We start from the raw sequence: 17,103 nt of genomic DNA on the forward strand, positions 1-17,103 counted from the left end.
GGAATCTATGAAAATATGGATTGGGGGAATTCATAGTGGAACAAATTCAATTAAAAGCAGATACTCTCTCTTTTTTAGAGGATAAAATAAAGTTAGTTAAAAAAGGTGAGGAAGCGATTTACCTAGTGGGACCGATCAAGCTTCCAGTCAATTTATATGGTGAAACGGTAGAATTTAAATGGTACAGCTGGCTGAAGAGTGAACATGTAACAGAAGATTTCCAGCAAGTCATTGATCAATTAGCTTCTGGGAATTTAGCGGAATACCAACAATCAAGTGTCCTCGTTTATGGAGATTTTGAATACGGAGAGGATGCATTAATCAGAATGCATTCTATTTGTCATACAGGAGATATCTTTGGCAGCAAGCGCTGTGATTGCGGTTTTCAACTAAAGCAATCGATGAAAATGATTGCCGAGCATGGAACCGGAGCGTTATTTTATTTAGCCAATCATGAAGGCCGAGGAATAGGCTTATTTAGCAAGGCAATGGCCTATATTCTGCAAGAAAATGGCTACGACACAGTCGAGGCAAATGAAGGACTTGGATTTCCAGATGATACACGAAATTACGAGGATGCGATTGAAGTGCTTAAAGCGCTAAGAAGCAAACCTGTCACCCTCATCACGAACAATCCGAGAAAGCTTAAGGCCTTAAAAGCAGCAGGTGCAACAGTTTCTGGACGAACTCCTCTTTGGGGCGATATCTCCGAGTACAACGAAAAATACTTACAGACGAAAGTAAAAAAATCTGGTCATATGGCGTAGGAAAATAAAACATTCAAAGTTATTGACATTTCATGACAATTGTTTTAAAGTAACAAAGGCAATAATTAAATAACAAAATTCATTTGTTTGTGGACTTTTCTAGAGAAATATCTCTATTTTCGCCACACAGTTCTCACGTGAGAGCTGTGTGGCTTTTTTGTTGTTTGGAAACTGGATCGAAAGATTAAAAAAATCAAAAAGGGGTAGAAAAAATGAAAACTTGGCACTATGCATTGATTGTTTTTTTAGGAGGATGCTGTTACGGTGTATTATCGACCTTTGTTAAGCTTGCTTACTCAGCTGGGTTTACGGTAAAAGAAGTTACCGGGAGTCAATTCATACTCGGGACCTTACTCATTTGGAGCGTCGCACTGTTTTCAAAGAAGGCAAAACTTACCCTACTGAACATAGGTAAATTGCTTTTAGCAGGAATTCCAGTTGGGTTGACGGGCATATTTTATTATCAATCCCTGCAGACCCTTGATGCTTCACTTGCGATTATCTTTTTATTTCAATTTGTATGGATTGGCACTTTTATTGAATGGATGGTTTATAAAAAGATACCTAGTATGGGGAAAATGGCTTCGATTGGGGTTCTAATCATTGGCTCGATTCTTGCTGCTGGCATTATTACTGAAGGCGGCGTAGATCTAACCTTGCAGGGAACAGTGTGGGGACTGCTTTCCGCGATTTCATATACTGCTTTTATCTTTCTCAGCAGTTCTGTGGGAGAGGGTACACCGCCAGTACAGAAAAGTGCACTCATGTCCACTGGCGGATTAATCACAGTTTTATTAATTTTTCAGCCAACAAATTTACTTCATTTACCTGTAATGATGGGAGTGGCTCCTTATGGATTGTTCCTAGGATTACTAGGCGTCGCCTTGCCACCGCTTTTATTTTCTATTGGAATGAAGCATGTTGGACCAAGCCTCGGAACCATCTTAACAGCCTCTGAGCTACCGATTGCTGTTATCTTGTCTGCTATCGTTCTAGCCGAGAATGTTAACTTGTCACAATGGCTTGGAGTTGTCCTTATTTTAGGGGGGATTATGGCCGCGAACGTTAAATGGCCTAAGCCTCAAATGAAGTCAGCATCATTGGAAAGTAAATCGGTGTTATAAGATTTGTGGGGGCTGTCATGATGGCCCCCATTTTTATTGATAAGATGGTCTTTTTAAAGAGCATTTACTTGCTGCATCCTGTAAATTCGGAGCGAAGAAGCTTAGCTTTTTTATAAAGTAACAGGTTTCTGGAAAATGATGCTCTAAAAATCGTAAGGTTGTTTTATTAAGCAATTTATTTTCCTTATATTTAATCACCATGTTGTAGACAAATTGGCTCATCTCTTGAGTTGTTTTTCCCACTTCATTAGCAAATTCAGTTTGACGGGCGAACCCTGGCTCTTTGAACCGCAAATAACCCTTTAAGTGGTGATTTTGAACGATATAAACTTGAAATTTGTTGATATACATTTCCGCTTGAGTACTGGCCATGATTTCAATGGGGTCAATAATATTCTTAAACAGAACGGCGTGTCCCAGTTGATCTTCAAGCCATAAATCCATTAGGTCTGGTAATGGAAGAGGTACAGGCTCTCTTCCATAAACCAACAGACTTGAAAACCGCAGATATTCTTGATTTTCAGCTAATGTTCCGTTCAGGTAGGTTGGCGATAAATTTAAATTCACCTTATTATCAATTCTAAGCGCCTGCAATTTCCCTTCAAATTCAAAATATCCTTTTGCAACAGGCCATGCTCTTTGGGAAAAATAGATCATAGCTTCGTCTGTATAGTTACTTGAACTTGGAATATTGTCTAATGATGCAATTAAATCCCCAAATAAATTAATATATTGTTGCGCAGTGTTAACGTATTGAGCTTCGCTAACAGAAAGATTGTCTCTCACAAAATACGCATGATCCTGTAAAACTTCTAACCAAAATAAATGTTCATCCCATACGGAAATCATATTTCTTTGCAATGCTCTCCCCCCCCTCTACCCCATTTATATGGATGAGAGGACTATGAAAGAATAAATTCACACACATTCTTATGTGTTTATAACCAAAGAAAAAAAGACCGATTTGGTCTTTTTTATGTCATCTTCAACTATGCAGCCAATCGCTTAGCAGCAAATAAATTACAACCCGCTATTTCTCCCAAAGCTCGACCAGCCGACCTTCAGGATCTTTAATCGCTGGGAGGTGCTGTTTTTAAATGCAATCTCTCTCGCATACCCCCTTACCTCTCAAACAAGTTAATATTATTATATTACAAATTTACCCTTTTTTCACAATGATTTATTAATAATAGCTTAGTCCTCAATAAGAAAAATTCAATAGCATTCATCAATCCAATTTTTAATGGTAATACTAAAATATATTCGAAAAGTAAAATAGGTAAGGAATGGTAAACGATGCCACGAAAAGCTTCACTAAATAACGAGGTGCCTGACACCGAAGAGATTGTTGTATCGCAAACTAACCAAAAAAAAGAGGATGATATCGATAAACTTTCACGTATGTTAGGTGCTGTAATGAGTTATCTATCGGATGATGAATTAGAGGAACTTGACATCGAATACCTTTTAGATGATACAGAAGGGTTACGGGATTGGTGGGATCAATATCGAGAAAGTAATAAAAAACAATTGGAGGAAGAAATTAAAGAATCTCTAGGTGAACTGTCATTAAAAGAACTGGAAGAAATCCGTGAAAAGATCAAGGAAAAGCAAAATTGAAAACTCACTAATTCATTAAAATCGTTATACACGTTTTTTAAAAATAGACCTCCTAAATTTTAGAAATATCTATTTTAAATTCGTACAAATATAGTTAGAATAGATTTTATATGACTTTAAGTAAAGAAGGAAAATCTATTGACTACAGAAAACAATAAGTACCAGGACCAATCATTATTTAGCATCACGTGGCCTCTTTTTATCGAAATATCGCTCCATATGGGTATGGGAATTGTTGCCACGTTAATTTTAAGCGGATATTCTGATAACGCAGTGGCAGGAGTTGGCGTAGCCAATCAGATTATTAATATATTTATTTTAGTATTTAATGTCACAGCTATCGGAGCAACCATCTTGATTGGTCAAAATTTGGGGGCGAACCGATTAGACCGGGCACGACGCCTTGCAAGATCTGCATTTGGGGTGAACTTCTGGATTGGTGTTGTGATGACCATCGTTGTAGTGGCATTTGGCGGTGTATTTTTAAACTTTTACGGCCTGAGCGGGGAAGTTTACGATTTTGCTTACTCCTTCCTTTCTATTATTGGTCTGTCTCTTTTCCTTGAAGCCATCGCATTAGCATTAAGTGCTGTTTTGCGCAGCTACGGACACACAAAAGAAACTATGGTTGTTACGGTTATCATGAATGTGATTAGTATGGCCGGTTCCTTTATTGCCATTAAAGGATGGTTCGGCCTCCCTGTAACAGGTGTTGCCGGTGTTGCTTATGCCATGTTGGCTGCCCGAATTTTTATCATTGCAGCACTTTTTTATTTTGTTTATAGGCAACTAGCTTTAAAGTTTCATATGAAAGATTTGTTTAAAATTAATAAAAAGGATGTTAAGGGGCTACTTTCGATTGGGATCCCATCTGCTGGAGAAAACCTCTCTTATCAATTTTCACAAGTGGTGATTACAAGCTTGGTAGCACTAACCGGGGATGCTGCATTAGCAGCACGGGTGTATATTTTAAATATATCCATGGTTTGCTTCCTATTTACATTTGCCATTGGCCAAGGGACACAACTGTTGATTGCCCGTTATATCGGAGCCAAGCAATATGACCGGGCCCTAAAAAGGGGCCTGAAGACTTTAAAAATTGCCGTGATTGTTTCGGCATCGGTATCACTTGCGGTTGCTTTAATCGGCAAGCCAATTTTAACTATATTTACAAGCGATGCAGACATAATCGCTATCGCTCTCCCAGTATTATGGGCGATTGTGTTCATTGAACCGGGCCGGGCCATGAATATCGTTCTCATGGGTTCTTTAAAATCAGTCGGTGATGTACGCTTTCCTGTTGTCATCGGTATCATCAGTATGTGGGGTATTGCTGTTGTCTTAAGTTACTTTTTCGGAATTACACTTGGTTTAGGGCTGTTAGGAATTTGGCTTGCCCAAGGATTGGATGAATGTATCCGAGGGTTCTTCGCCCTTAAGCGCTGGGTCTCCAAACCATGGTTAAAGAAGAAAGTGGTCGAACAAAACTTATCATCAAGTTTGTCTTAAATGACTTGGTAACTCTCATTAACATGGCTGCCGAAAGGGCGGCCATGTTCTATTTTTACGAAATTAACTGAAAGTGGATGGTGTGTTTTTAATCCAATTGGATGGTTAATGATTCATCCAGTTGAGCTATTATTAACCTATTAACCTATTAATCTTTAATGGAGATGATGAAAATGACCTGGGCTGTGGTTTCGATAATTATCGTAAGTACGATTAAAATATTATTGACTTGTCTTCCAACCGGGCCAGTGGAATGGCTTATAAGGAAATTTGAAATTCACTCAAAACTAAATGAAACAGACGCCACCATAACCATTGACGGAAAAAACTTAACAGGTGAAGACAAACTTCAATTGATTCATTACTTTAACGAAGCTGTCTTTTTAAAGCAGCATTATATCTATCCAGGGACGGAGGAATTATTTTTACATCCTGAAAATAGTCAGCCTCCAGTGGTTATTGATACGAAAAGCGGCAAAAAAGAGGTTCGATTATTTGTTTACAGTTACAACGATCGCATTGATGTCGTCAAACAGTACAAGAAGAAGGTCATCGCGTATAGTCTATCTTCCGAACCTCTTCAAAAAAGTACTTTGGAAGTCCAATACTAATTATGAAAATGAACACGGAAGCCTAGTCCCGTGTTCATTTTTATTTCTATTGATTTTTTAATTCCTCCGTTATTCTGGTTAAATCCTTTCGGCGATAGACGCTTAAGACAATTCCAACTAAAATAGCATTTAGCAGCGTTGGCATTAGTCCATAGCTGATAAATGGCAAGGATATCGAAATTAAAGGAAAAATACCTAATGTCATTCCGATATTAGTAGCTAGCTGGACGGTATAAAGAGAAACGGCACCGATTAGCAGAAGTTTGCCGTACGGATCTTTCATCCTGCTTGTGATGACCATCATTCTGGCGATAAACAGGCCAAGGATTACCACTAATACAAGAGCTAATAGCCATCCATAGTAATAGGTAAAGCTGACAAAGACTAAATTGGTGTGGGCCAAGGGAATAAATTCTTTGTCCATGGAGTGGCCAAACCAGCCTGCTTTTAACAGAAATTCTTTCACATGCAAGATCATATACCCTGGTCCATCCGCGTATTCTTCTGGGTTTAAGTAAGCCAACAATCGATCTTTTTGGTATATACTTAAAAACTTCCAAGAAATGAAACTCACAACCAAGAATAAACTAACGGAAACTCCCCAGATGGAAAGAACAGTTTTTCGACTAAACCTGCTCCACCAAAGCATCGAAAAGACCATGATGGTGTAAATGTATGTGGAAGGAATACTTGGTGCCGTTAAGAGTAAAAAGAATGGCAGAGAGAAAAGCAGAATAAACTGCCAGACCTTCAACCTCTCAAGATCCAATATGGAAGCCCAGGCAAGGAAGAAGAATGGGAGCGACATGATCGTTTCAATCGTTAACGGTCCAATCCTAAAAAGTGAAAGTCCATTGATTGTGGTATTTGAAAATAGTCTTAACACCAGAAGAATCATTACCCCAATGGAATAATATAACCAGCCTTGCTTTTTGAACTTCCGATAATCCATCAGCATGATTCCTAGAACGGATGCGCTCCCGATTAAAGTAATAATGACTTTAGACGGTAACAAATATTCTCCTATACTGATTGAAAACATTGGTAAAAATCCGAGCCCGAAAATGGTCACTAAAAGAACCACAAGAATCCAATCTACTTTTGGTCGATGGAGTTTATTGAGCTGCTTCCCTAATTGAACCGGGCTTCCCATATGTTCTACTGCCTTTTCTTCAGCTTCTACTTCTAGAAGTCCCTTCTCTATCCAAATATTTTTCGCTTCCTTTACATGATAATTCAATTCATCTATCACATATTTCTTTGCATCCTTCGATTTGATTTGAGCGATGACTTCATTTAAAAAGACTTGTTTTTTATTCACTAATGCCTCACCTCTCAAATAATTCTTTCCATGCCACTTGGCTTTTTATTTGTTTTTTATCGGCTTTCCGTAACACTTTTCGTCCCTTATCTGTTAACTGATAATACTTTGCCTTTGCTTCAGTCCAGCACGATTGGATACATCCGGACTGTTCGAGTCGATGTAAAAGAGTGTATAAAAATCCTTCATTGTCTTCAAACTTTTTAATGCCTCTTCCCCGCAAAAGCTTCGTTAATTCAAAGCCTGTTTTTTCATGAACAAGCAGCTGCATTACCGCTACTAAAATGTCCTCGTCAGTTTCGGGTGGTTGATTAATTTTTCCAAGGATATTCCTGCGATGCTTCTCTGTAAACTTCAATTGAGAAAACGCCTGTCGATCCATGGCTTTTTTTAAGTTCTTTAATCGGTCCTCCATCACCATTCCTCCAATCGTTCTTTCAAAAGTTCCTTTGCCCGTCTAAGCCTGGTTTTCACAGTATTCGCCCCTACTTCCGTTACTACGGCAATCTCCTTAATAGGCAATTCCTCATAATAAAAGAGATAAATGGCTTCCCGATATTTAATAGGAAGGAGCATGATCGCAGCAATCAATTGATCATCCTCTTGTCTTTGGATGACTATTTGCTCAATCATTTCCTTTTTCGTCGTGTTGTTTAACGGCTCCTCTTCAGTAATTACGACGTTCTTGTTGTACCAGCTTTTTAGAAAATCTTTGCAATGATTGATGGCAATCCTCCATAACCAAGTTCGCAACTTGGATTTCCCTCTATATGTATGGAGCCCTTTATAACACTTAACAAAAATGTCCTGAGTCAAGTCTTCCGCGATGGTGCGATTATTCACATATGAAAAGACCAGCTGGAGAACGTCCTGTCCATACCTGTTCATAATTTCATCTATAAGTAATTCTTTATCTTCTGTCTCTATTACTTCCAACGTCAGTTCTTCCATGTCTTCCCCTCCTTCCTAAACTATAGACGATAGACTCCTTTATAAAGTTTTTATAACAAACACCGAAGGCAGGGATAGCACAAATATATACCATAATAGGCGGCTGGCTTCAGGCTGCTGGTAATCCTTCAAATGCAGTTGGTGTAGATATTGAAATATCCGGTTCAGAAGAGGAAGGAACAGTGATAGATGCCCTTGGCAGCGGAATACAAGGCCTTGGTGCAGCTTTTGAGGAAACAAAAAGAACCTTCAATCCAAAGTTAGATTAAAGGTTCGGTATTTTATTACCTTGGTTGCTACTTCAAAGAATTAACTAAAGACCAGCTCTTTTTCTCTTAGTCCAAGTGTCTGCTCTGTGGTAGTATGAATTTCATCCAGAAGGTTTGGATTTTCCATTAATGACATGCCATAAGAAGGGATCATTTCTTTGATTTTCGATTCCCACTCTTTGATATGTTCTGGGAAGCATTTTTTGATGACCTCAAGCATGACGTGAACGGCAGTAGAAGCACCCGGTGAAGCACCTAGCAACGCTGCAATTGAGCCATCAGCGGCAGTAATCACTTCCGTACCAAATTGCAGTGTTCCTTTGCCGCCTGCTTCGGTATCTTTGATTACTTGTACACGTTGGCCGGCTACTACTATATCCCAATCCTCTGTTTTAGCATTCGGGATAAACTCTCGTAACTCTTCCATACGCTGTTCTTTCGTTAACATTACTTGTTGAATCAGGTATTTTGTTAGTGCCATCTCTTTTGCGCCTGCAGATAACATAGTCAAAACATTATTAGGTTTGACAGAAGTAATTAAATCCATATTTGAACCGGTTTTTAAGAACTTTGGTGTGAAACCGGCAAATGGTCCAAATAGCAGCGATTTTTTATTATCGATAAATCTCGTGTCAAGATGCGGAACAGACATTGGCGGAGCACCAACCTTAGCTTTGCCGTATACTTTTGCATGATGCTGTTCTACAACTTCTGGATTGTTACATACCATGAATAGTCCGCTTACTGGGAATCCTCCGACATGTTTTCCTTCTGGAATGCCCGATTTTTGCAGCAAATGCAGACTTCCTCCGCCCCCGCCGATAAAGACGAATTTTGCGGTATGGCGTTTGACTGTACCACTAAATTGATTCTGCACTTTCAATTCCCATTGGCCGTCGTTAGTACGCTTGATACCGTTAACATTATGATTATAGTTTATCTGGACATTTTTAGTCTCTAAGTGGTCAAACAACATGCGTGTTAATGCACCAAAGTTGACATCTGTTCCAGAGTCAATTTTTGTTGCAGCAATCGGTTCATTCAATTTCCGGCCTTCCATGATCAGCGGAATCCATTCAATCAGTTTTTCATGATCTTCAGAGAACTCCATTCCTTGAAATAAAGGATTTTTTGACAGCGCTTCAAAACGTTTCTTCAAAAAAGCTAGATTTTCTTCCCCTTGTACTAAACTCATATGTGGCAAACGTCTAATAAAGTCCTGTGGATTATCAATCAGATTGTTTTTTACTAGATAAGACCAAAATTGCATGGAAACCTGAAACTGTTCATTAATTCTTATCGCTTTACTAATATCTAAAGATCCATCTGGTTTTTCAACTGTGTAATTAAGTTCACAAAGTGCTGCATGCCCTGTTCCTGCATTATTCCATTCGTTAGAGCTTTCCTCACCCGCGTTCTCGAGTTTCTCATACACAGTAATTTCCCATTCTGGTACTAATTCTTTCAAGAGTGTCCCAATAGTCGCACTCATGATTCCGGCACCAATTAAAATGACGTCTGTTTTTGTTTCCCCGTTGTTCATTTTAACCCACCTTATCCCCTGAAATTTGGCAAAAAAGATGCAGGTGTTACACCAAGGTAATGCGCGATCTAATCACACACCTTTTCTGTCTCAAAAGTATTCCAAACTCATAATCTATAACATTATTTAATATTAATATATCTACTATTATTATATGACAATTTTAAATTATTTAAAAGGTATTGAAAAGCGAGAAGTCTTTCCATATGGTTTTTAATGATATTTTTTCCCAAGTGGAGACCAAGGGGACGGTTCTGTCATATGTATCTCTACTTACAACGATCCCTATATTTTTCCAAAGAATGCCGTAAAATAAATCGTATGTTTCCTGAATTATATTATGAATCTCTTAAATAGGTCATATAAATCCCCAGTTTGAAGTGATTTCAAATGATTATCCAGCAAATATCTAAAATAAAGGAAGAAAAACCCGACTCTCCTTAGTAGTAGGAAAATCGGGCTTTTTCTTTAGTAAAATAGTGTTCTACTCTTTTTTTCCGAAAGAGATATTGTGATTTAAAAAAATTTATACCGTTTGCAGTTCTTTTTCACTATAGAATGCCGGTCTTTCTTGAAGTTCGATAGATTCTTTCTCACCTGTTTGCTGGGCTTTGACACATGCATCAGATGTTACTGCTGCTATGTAGCCATCCCATGAGGTTGGTCCTTGCGGCTGACCTTTTTTAGTAATTGAATCAATAAAGTCCTGGATTTCAACATCGTATGCGTCCATAAAACGGTATTTCCAATCAGTTAAGATCGCTGTGCTTAATTTTGCATCTTTGCGCATAACAACACTTGGAACTTCCGGCAATTTCGCGATTCCATCTTCACCAATAACTTCACATTGAATGTCGTAGCCATATCTGCAATTCACAAAAACTTCCACATTCATTACAATGCCCCCAATTGTTTCAATTGTAAATAATTGCGGATCTTGTAATTTTTCATGTGAATATTTGGTTTTCTTTGGAAAAACCACTTGAACGGATTTATAGTCGTCATTAACCAACCAGTGAAGAACATCAATTTCATGGATTAATGTATCTTGAACGGCCATTTCAGTCACATAGTTTTCATCAACTGCCGGGTTACGGTGTACAGCACGAATCATTAATGGTTCACCAATTTCATTGTTGTCAATCACTTGTTTTAATTGAACATATCCGCTATCATAACGGCGCATGAAACCAACTTGAACCAACTTCTTACCCTGCTTCATTTCTGCTTCTACAATTCTCATACAGCCTGCAGCAGTAGTAGCTAATGGTTTTTCACAAAATACATATTTACCAGCCTCAACAGCTGCTACTACTGTTGCTTCGTGTGCAGGACCCCAGCTTGTAACCAGGATGGCATCCACATTCTCATCCGCAATTAGCGCTTTGTCATCAGGATAGACGACTGCATCTAATTGATAGGCCTCAACTGTTTGTTTAGCAGATTCTTGATTGACATCTGTTACAGCAACAATTTTTCCACCTGATAATTTATTAGTAATTCTATCAATATGTTCTCTTCCAATTGCACCTGTTCCTACTACACCAAATCTTAAAGTCATGTTGATACTCTCCTTTATGTTTACGTAATTAATGTATTACAACTAGACAACGCTTACATATTCCACTTAAGTCATCATTCAATCACTGTTTGATACGATTATTGATTGGAAGCTTGTTGATGACTTTCTTGTCCATAGTTACGGAAATAACTTTCTAACTGCTCAAGTGACTTTCCTCTTGTCTCTGGCAAAATTTTATTCACAAATAGTATGGCGGCAATTCCACACACAGCGAAAAGGAAGAAGGTGATCGATAAGCCCACTGCACTTAGTAATATTGGGAAAAATAGCCCAACAAGGAAGTTTGTGATCCATAAGCAGAAAACCGTAACACCCATTCCAAGTCCGCGTAATTTTTGCGGGAAGATTTCCGATAACATGAGCCAGGTGACCGGAGAAATAGCTCCCTGTTGGAATGCAAGGAAGGTAACAGTCAAGGCGAGAACAACAAACGGAAGTGCTGGAGATCCCTTAAGTACTAACGAGAATACTCCAATTAAAGCAAGAGCTGCTGTTGTTCCCGTCAATCCAGCAATAAGCATCGGACGTCGACCAATTTTTCCTAATAGCCAGATCCCGACAATAGTTGCTACTACTGAGATGACACCATTAGCAATATTTCCGATCAGTGCTGCATTTGTTGAAAAACCTGATTTTTGAAGAATTTGAGTACCATAATACATGATGGAATTAACACCAGTTATTTGTTGAACAATCGCAATACCAATTCCAATCCCGATAATCCGGCGGACCCACGGTACATTTAAATCCTTAAATGTTGCATGCTGAGTCCCTGTCTCTTGAGCAATATTATTTTTAATTTCATCAAGTTCCGATTGGGCACGGTTTGCATCACGTATGTCTTTAAGGACTCTAAGCGCATCGCCCAGTTTTCCTTTTGATGCCAGCCAGCGCGGGCTCTCTGGAACCGCTAACATTCCAAACCATAAGACCACAGCCGGAAGTGACGCAATCACTAACATATAACGCCAAACATGTGAAACCCCTTCACCAACTGTATTTCCAAGAATGGCATTAAATACAAACGCTAACAATTGACCGGAAACGATCATTAATTCGTTCTGGGTAACCATTCTTCCCCGCATCTCGGCCGGAGACATTTCAGCTAAAAAGGATGGTACCATGACGGATGCAGCCCCTACCGCTAAACCCAGTAAGAATCGGAAGACAATCATCACACCAGCAGACGGTGAAAGGGTACATCCTATTGCTGCTATAAAAAATAGTAATGCAAGATTAAGAATCATTTTGCGGCGTCCAAAACGGTCTGATAAGCGCCCGCCAAATACTGATCCAAGTGCTGCGCCGAAAAGAAGTGAACTTGTAACAAGACCTTCAGTAGCAGGGGTTAGATTTAACTGGTCCGATTTTGCCATAAATGGTAATGCACCGTTGATAACACCTGTGTCATATCCGAAGAGTAGTCCTCCGAAAGTGGATATAACTGTAATCTTCTTTAAAGCCTTTTTGTAATCACGTGGTCTTTCAATCGCCTGATTACTCATAATTTCCCTCCCCAGGGTTCGTTTTTTTAACCTTTGATTAATGAACTATTTTCTAATGGAAGTAACTCTTCATTAATGTAATGACGGGCTTTCAACGCATACTCCAACGGATGTGCAACTGAGGGGTCTTGTTCTGCTTCAATGACAATCCAGCCTGAATAATTTGTTTCCAAAAGCTGATTGTATACTTCTGTAAAATCGATGCAGCCATCACCAGGAACGGTAAACATTCCTGCCAGAAAGGATTGTAAGAAAGACTTTCCTTCTTTTTCACATTGTTCTTTTACGGCTGGACGCACATCTTTAAAATGAACGTGTTGAATACGATTGATATGGCTAGTTAATAAAGTCATATAATCAGCATCGGATACAAAGATATGGCCGGTATCATACAGCAAATGAACGTGATTCGGATCCGTGTTTTCCATCAGACGATCAATTTCGGCTAATGTTTGTACGCCCGTCCCCATATGATGGTGAAAAACTAGCTTCAAACCATAGCCTTCAGCAATTTTTCCTAATTCATTGAGTCCCTTGCATAACTGATCCCATTCTTTATCTGTGAAGCATGGTTTTTCTTTAAACACATTTTTCTCTGTACCTTGAATACTATAGGTTTGTTCTGATACAACAGCAACAGCTGCGTTAACCGCTTTCAAATATTCGCAATGTTTATGGAAAGCTTGCGATGCTGCTTCCACGCCGTCGCGAATAATAAAACTACTAAACCACTGTCCGGCAATTTTTAAGTTGCGGAGTTGAAGTTCTTTGTTCAATACTTTCGGTTTTGGAAAAAAGCCGCCAACTTCTGTTCCTTCAAATCCTGCCACTACAATATCACTAAGTAAGTGGGACAAGGTATTCTCTGCGCCAATTTCCGGAATATCATCATTTCGCCATCCAATTGGAGCGATCCCCCATGTGATTTTTTTATTTTCCATCGTTTAACCCTCTTCCTTTTTTAAAGTAGGACTGTTTAACCGGTTGACCTTATTTTATAAATTATGAAGAATCGATGTATTATATAAAATTGCTATCAAATTATCATTTCTTGCTAAATTACTTAAATAGTATCAACATTTAATAAAAAGATACCCAAAGAAAAGGGTATCTTTTTAAAATATTTAATTAAAAACAAAGTTTTCTAAACTTTCCAGGAGTAATACCTCCAGTTGATTGGGAGAACACCTTAATAAAATGACCAATACTATTAAACCCACATTCCATGCTTATTTGCTCAACTGAAAGATTGGTTTCCACCAATTGATTCTTAGCCTGGATCAATCTGTAGTTTAGTACATATTGGTGGGGGCTGGTTCCTATATACTTTTTAAACGTACGACAAAAATGATAGGTACTCAAATTTGATATTTCACTCAGCTGCTCGACGCTAATTTTAGATGAGTAATTCTCACTTATATAAGTCAGGACGGCTTGCATTTCGTTTGGTACTGCTTTTGCCACATTTGCATCTCTGTTTTCAAACGTATTCCGGGTACTTTCTACTAAATTACCCAGCAGTTCATAAATTTCTAATGATATTTTAAAATCAATTTCCTGTTTCGACTCTATTAGGGATAAAATAGTGGGAATATTATTTTTTTCAGCAGGCAGTCTATAAATACAACCCTTTCTTTTGTATAACTCGTTATACATAGCTTGCGTTTGACTACCTGTAAAGTGAATAAATTGGAAGGTTGTTTCTTCCAGTGCATAGTAATTATTTTTTTCTTTACAATCTAGAAGAACAATATCATCTTTCGAGGCTACAAATGCTTGGTCAAGATAGTGGAATTGCATCGATCCTTTTTTTATATAAAAAAAGAGAAAGGCATTCATGTAATCACGCTGAATGCTGTAGGGAACATCTACTATATATTCCCCTCCCCATAGGACATAATGATATAATTCTTTCGTTAAAGCGGAAGGTTCATAAAAATATAATCCCTTTTTTGACCTGATGCCCGGTTCTACTTTTGGAATATAGAAATTCACTTTTTCACCTCTCACCTAATTGTAAACACTAACATTACTAAATATAGTATATTTTATCCTGACCCAAAAGTAATGGTCCATTTTTAGGAACTTTTCAACTATTTTATATTCTTTGAGTATCGTGCAAAGTCCTAATTCATTACCAAGAGTTATCAACTAAATTATAAAATAGCACCAAAATACAATTTTAGAGCAAGATTATATAAAGTAATGAAGGAATATTTCTATTAAACTGAAATCGCATACATAAGTTATTAAATGGAGGTTTACCTATGAAATTATCATTTAATGAAGGAACAACATTCGAAAGTGCTTCTCTTCAACAGAATTTAGAGTATTGTGAAAAACACGGTTACGATTTTATTGAAATTCGCTCCATTGATCAGTTAAAAGATTATCTTAAAGAATACACATTAGATGATTTAAAAGCCTATTTTGATACCCATCATATTAAACCACTTTCTTTGAACGCATTATGCTTTTTTAATAACCGTACGAAAGAAGACGAAGAGAAGATTATCGAGGAATTCAAGGAATACTTGGAGATTTGCAAAAAAATAGATTGTCCATATATTTGCGTGGTACCATCTAATATCGATGTGACGGAAAAAGGAAAGACATTGACGGAAGAAGTAAATGCAAGTTGTATTCGAGTTTTAACCCATCTATCTGATTTAGCCGAACCATACGGAGTAAAGATTGCGATTGAGTTTATCGGCATTCCGCAAAATACAGTTAATACATTTGCACAAGCATACAGCATTGCAAAAACAGTTGATCGAGATAATGTAGGTCTCGTGTATGATACGTTCCAATTCACTGGAATGGGGTCAAGATTAGAAGATGTAACAGATGAAACAGCAGATAAATTGTTTATCTTCCATATCAATGATGTGGAGGGTTATCCGATTGGCCAAATGCGTGATAGTGACAGAGTATGGCCTGGGCACGGTGTGATTGATTTAGAAGCACATTTAAAACGATTAAAAGAATTGAATTATGATTTTGTCGCATCCGTTGAGTTATTCCGACCAGAATATTATCAAATGGATCCGGAAGAAGTCATTAAAAAAGCAAAAGAAACGACCTTGGAAGTATTGGAAAAGTACTATCATAATCAAGCTGTTCATAATTGATCGTAAGGCATAAAGGATTTTTTGTAGAAAAAGTCCTTTATGCCTTTTTTAATTCCTATAAAAAATAGGGACTATGTCTTCCTTAAGCGGGAAAAAATAATCTCATTGAACAGATAAAAATTTATTAAAAAAGTAGAGATGATAGGACCATCTCTACTTTTTCAAGTGCTGCTGAAATTTTAAAACTCCAACTAAATGGAAGAAATAAAGGTTAATCTCAAAAACTAAGCGTCTGTTTTAAAGCATCAACTGATGTTCTGATTCCCGCCTCAACAGACATTGTCAGATCTTCCATTTCAAGTGAAACTTCATCGTTATACCCCATCATGCGAACAACCGAGAAGAATTCCTTCCACCATTGCAAATCTTGACCGCAGCCAACAGCTACATAATTCCAGGCTCTATTTGCTATATCCGTAACCTCTTTTGTTTCCAATACGCCATTAATAGCAGATAAATGTCTTTCAAGTCTTACATCTTTACCGTGAACATGGTGAATGGCAGCTCCTAATTCTCTTGCCGCAATAATTGGATCTGCCCCCATCCAGATTAAATGGCTTGGGTCTAAATTCAAACCAACCATTGGACCGACTGCATTACGCAATCTAAATAATGTTTCTGGATTATAGACTAATTGCGAACTGAAATTTTCAAGGGCAATTTTTTCGACACCGCATGATTCCGCCTTTTTCACTAACTCTTTCCAATAAGGAATGGCTACTTCATTCCATTGATAATCCAAAATCTCTTTTAATACTGGAGGCCAGCTGACTGTATAGGTAATCCAGTTAGGAATTTTATCTTCCGGACTTCCTGCCGGCAAACCGCTCATCATAATGACCTTCTTCACACCAAGTAATCCGGCTAGTTCCATTGTTTTTTCTGTTACCTCTCTGTGCTCTTTTCCAAGTTCGCCTGGATCTAAAGGATTCCCGGAACAATTCAAAGCGCAAAGTTTAATATTCCGCTTTTCTAATTCACCTAGAAATTCACTTCTTTTTGCTTCACTTTCCAGCAATTCATTTAAACGCAAATGTGGAGCCGGCGACCAGCCTCCTGTGGTCATTTCAATGGTATCAATACCCATTTCAGCAACAACATCCAACATTTTTTCAAAAGGTAAATGGCCTAAGCTATCTGTTACATATGACAATCTCATGTTAAAAACCT

General features: G+C 38.0%; 17 protein-coding genes. 7 read left to right on the forward strand and 10 right to left on the reverse strand.

What is annotated here, in order from left to right; genetic code table 11:
• The first annotated feature begins 35 nt into the window (after positions 1–35).
• Both COJ96_RS21920 and COJ96_RS21925 read left to right on the forward strand, forming a co-directional pair.
• On the forward strand, positions 36–767 hold the full coding sequence (locus COJ96_RS21920; RefSeq protein ID WP_098575909.1) for a GTP cyclohydrolase II: 732 nt from the start codon (positions 36–38) through the stop codon (positions 765–767).
• A 212-nt stretch (positions 768–979) separates the two neighbouring features.
• Positions 980–1,891 carry an EamA family transporter gene (locus tag COJ96_RS21925; RefSeq protein ID WP_098575910.1) on the forward strand — a complete coding sequence of 304 codons (912 nt, stop codon included), beginning with the start codon at positions 980–982 and terminating at the stop codon, positions 1,889–1,891.
• A gap of 33 nt (positions 1,892–1,924) precedes the next feature.
• Here the strand turns inward: COJ96_RS21925 and COJ96_RS21930 are convergent, their stop codons facing one another.
• A complete protein-coding gene (locus COJ96_RS21930; protein ID WP_257148592.1) occupies positions 1,925–2,752 on the reverse strand; it encodes a DUF2935 domain-containing protein in 828 nt (275 codons plus the stop codon).
• Positions 2,753–3,187: 435 nt separating this feature from the next.
• Between COJ96_RS21930 and COJ96_RS21935 the strand changes: the two genes are divergently transcribed.
• The 3 genes from COJ96_RS21935 to COJ96_RS21945 all read left to right on the forward strand — a co-directional run bounded on the left by COJ96_RS21935 (position 3,188) and on the right by COJ96_RS21945 (position 5,631).
• Positions 3,188–3,511, forward strand: a complete 324-nt coding sequence (locus tag COJ96_RS21935; protein WP_098575911.1) for a hypothetical protein — start codon at positions 3,188–3,190, stop codon at positions 3,509–3,511.
• 138 nt (positions 3,512–3,649) lie between these two features.
• On the forward strand, positions 3,650–5,020 hold the full coding sequence (locus tag COJ96_RS21940; RefSeq protein ID WP_098575912.1) for an MATE family efflux transporter: 1,371 nt from the start codon (positions 3,650–3,652) through the stop codon (positions 5,018–5,020).
• A gap of 173 nt (positions 5,021–5,193) precedes the next feature.
• A complete protein-coding gene (locus COJ96_RS21945; RefSeq protein ID WP_098575913.1) occupies positions 5,194–5,631 on the forward strand; it encodes a YfmQ family protein in 438 nt (145 codons plus the stop codon).
• 46 nt (positions 5,632–5,677) lie between these two features.
• Here COJ96_RS21945 and COJ96_RS21950 read toward each other — a convergent pair whose 3' ends face one another.
• Genes COJ96_RS21950 through COJ96_RS21960 form a run of 3 tightly spaced genes read right to left on the reverse strand, consistent with a single transcriptional unit; the run spans position 5,678 to position 7,903 of the window.
• On the reverse strand, positions 5,678–6,952 hold the full coding sequence (locus tag COJ96_RS21950) for an FtsW/RodA/SpoVE family cell cycle protein (RefSeq protein WP_098575914.1): 1,275 nt from the start codon (positions 6,950–6,952) through the stop codon (positions 5,678–5,680).
• Positions 6,953–6,959: 7 nt separating this feature from the next.
• On the reverse strand, positions 6,960–7,367 hold the full coding sequence (locus COJ96_RS21955) for a PadR family transcriptional regulator (protein WP_098575915.1): 408 nt from the start codon (positions 7,365–7,367) through the stop codon (positions 6,960–6,962).
• Positions 7,367–7,903 (reverse strand): sigma-70 family RNA polymerase sigma factor, encoded by a 537-nt coding sequence (locus tag COJ96_RS21960; protein WP_098575916.1) that lies wholly within the window; start codon positions 7,901–7,903, stop codon positions 7,367–7,369. Before COJ96_RS21960 ends, COJ96_RS21955 begins: the two co-directional genes overlap by 1 nt.
• A 95-nt stretch (positions 7,904–7,998) precedes the next feature.
• On the opposite strand from COJ96_RS21960, the gene COJ96_RS29630 reads away from it, so the two are divergent.
• On the forward strand, positions 7,999–8,172 hold the full coding sequence (locus tag COJ96_RS29630) for a DUF6944 family repetitive protein (RefSeq protein ID WP_373561739.1): 174 nt from the start codon (positions 7,999–8,001) through the stop codon (positions 8,170–8,172).
• Between the two features lie 40 nt (positions 8,173–8,212).
• Here COJ96_RS29630 and COJ96_RS21965 read toward each other — a convergent pair whose 3' ends face one another.
• The 5 genes from COJ96_RS21965 to COJ96_RS21985 all read right to left on the reverse strand — a co-directional run bounded on the left by COJ96_RS21965 (position 8,213) and on the right by COJ96_RS21985 (position 14,797).
• Positions 8,213–9,715, reverse strand: a complete 1,503-nt coding sequence (locus COJ96_RS21965; protein WP_098575917.1) for a malate:quinone oxidoreductase — start codon at positions 9,713–9,715, stop codon at positions 8,213–8,215.
• Between the two features lie 526 nt (positions 9,716–10,241).
• Positions 10,242–11,276, reverse strand: coding sequence for a bifunctional inositol 2-dehydrogenase/D-chiro-inositol 1-dehydrogenase (iolG, locus tag COJ96_RS21970; RefSeq protein WP_098575918.1), 1,035 nt, complete (start codon positions 11,274–11,276; stop codon positions 10,242–10,244).
• Positions 11,277–11,374: 98 nt separating this feature from the next.
• Positions 11,375–12,802: a sugar porter family MFS transporter gene (locus COJ96_RS21975; protein ID WP_098575919.1), complete on the reverse strand. Its 1,428-nt coding sequence runs from the start codon at positions 12,800–12,802 to the stop codon at positions 11,375–11,377.
• A 26-nt stretch (positions 12,803–12,828) separates the two neighbouring features.
• Positions 12,829–13,743 (reverse strand): myo-inosose-2 dehydratase, encoded by a 915-nt coding sequence (gene iolE / locus COJ96_RS21980; RefSeq protein ID WP_098575920.1) that lies wholly within the window; start codon positions 13,741–13,743, stop codon positions 12,829–12,831.
• 187 nt (positions 13,744–13,930) lie between these two features.
• On the reverse strand, positions 13,931–14,797 hold the full coding sequence (locus tag COJ96_RS21985; RefSeq protein WP_098575921.1) for a helix-turn-helix domain-containing protein: 867 nt from the start codon (positions 14,795–14,797) through the stop codon (positions 13,931–13,933).
• Positions 14,798–15,069: 272 nt separating this feature from the next.
• On the opposite strand from COJ96_RS21985, the gene COJ96_RS21990 reads away from it, so the two are divergent.
• Positions 15,070–15,933: a sugar phosphate isomerase/epimerase family protein gene (locus COJ96_RS21990; RefSeq protein ID WP_098575922.1), complete on the forward strand. Its 864-nt coding sequence runs from the start codon at positions 15,070–15,072 to the stop codon at positions 15,931–15,933.
• A 217-nt stretch (positions 15,934–16,150) separates the two neighbouring features.
• Here COJ96_RS21990 and COJ96_RS21995 read toward each other — a convergent pair whose 3' ends face one another.
• On the reverse strand, positions 16,151–17,092 hold the full coding sequence (locus COJ96_RS21995) for a sugar phosphate isomerase/epimerase family protein (RefSeq protein ID WP_098575923.1): 942 nt from the start codon (positions 17,090–17,092) through the stop codon (positions 16,151–16,153).
• Between the last annotated feature and the right edge of the window lie 11 nt (positions 17,093–17,103).

The sequence above is a fragment of the Bacillus sp. AFS073361 genome, from assembly GCF_002567005.1.
In the GTDB taxonomy this organism is placed as follows: Bacteria; Bacillota; Bacilli; order Bacillales; family Cytobacillaceae; genus Neobacillus.

What these genes read in the sequence shown, in the direction of transcription:
- COJ96_RS21925 (WP_098575910.1), top strand. Translation starts at nt 980, where the DNA reads ATGAAAACTTGGCACTATGCATTGATTGTTTTTTTAGGAGGATGCTGT.
- COJ96_RS21935 (WP_098575911.1), top strand. Translation starts at nt 3,188, where the DNA reads ATGCCACGAAAAGCTTCACTAAATAACGAGGTGCCTGACACCGAAGAG.
- COJ96_RS21945 (WP_098575913.1), top strand. Translation starts at nt 5,194, where the DNA reads ATGACCTGGGCTGTGGTTTCGATAATTATCGTAAGTACGATTAAAATA.
- COJ96_RS21955 (WP_098575915.1), bottom strand. Translation starts at nt 7,367, where the DNA reads ATGGAGGACCGATTAAAGAACTTAAAAAAAGCCATGGATCGACAGGCG.
- COJ96_RS21960 (WP_098575916.1), bottom strand. Translation starts at nt 7,903, where the DNA reads ATGGAAGAACTGACGTTGGAAGTAATAGAGACAGAAGATAAAGAATTA.
- COJ96_RS21965 (WP_098575917.1), bottom strand. Translation starts at nt 9,715, where the DNA reads ATGAACAACGGGGAAACAAAAACAGACGTCATTTTAATTGGTGCCGGA.
- iolG (WP_098575918.1), bottom strand. Translation starts at nt 11,276, where the DNA reads ATGACTTTAAGATTTGGTGTAGTAGGAACAGGTGCAATTGGAAGAGAA.
- COJ96_RS21975 (WP_098575919.1), bottom strand. Translation starts at nt 12,802, where the DNA reads ATGAGTAATCAGGCGATTGAAAGACCACGTGATTACAAAAAGGCTTTA.
- iolE (WP_098575920.1), bottom strand. Translation starts at nt 13,743, where the DNA reads ATGGAAAATAAAAAAATCACATGGGGGATCGCTCCAATTGGATGGCGA.
- COJ96_RS21990 (WP_098575922.1), top strand. Translation starts at nt 15,070, where the DNA reads ATGAAATTATCATTTAATGAAGGAACAACATTCGAAAGTGCTTCTCTT.
- COJ96_RS21995 (WP_098575923.1), bottom strand. Translation starts at nt 17,092, where the DNA reads ATGAGATTGTCATATGTAACAGATAGCTTAGGCCATTTACCTTTTGAA.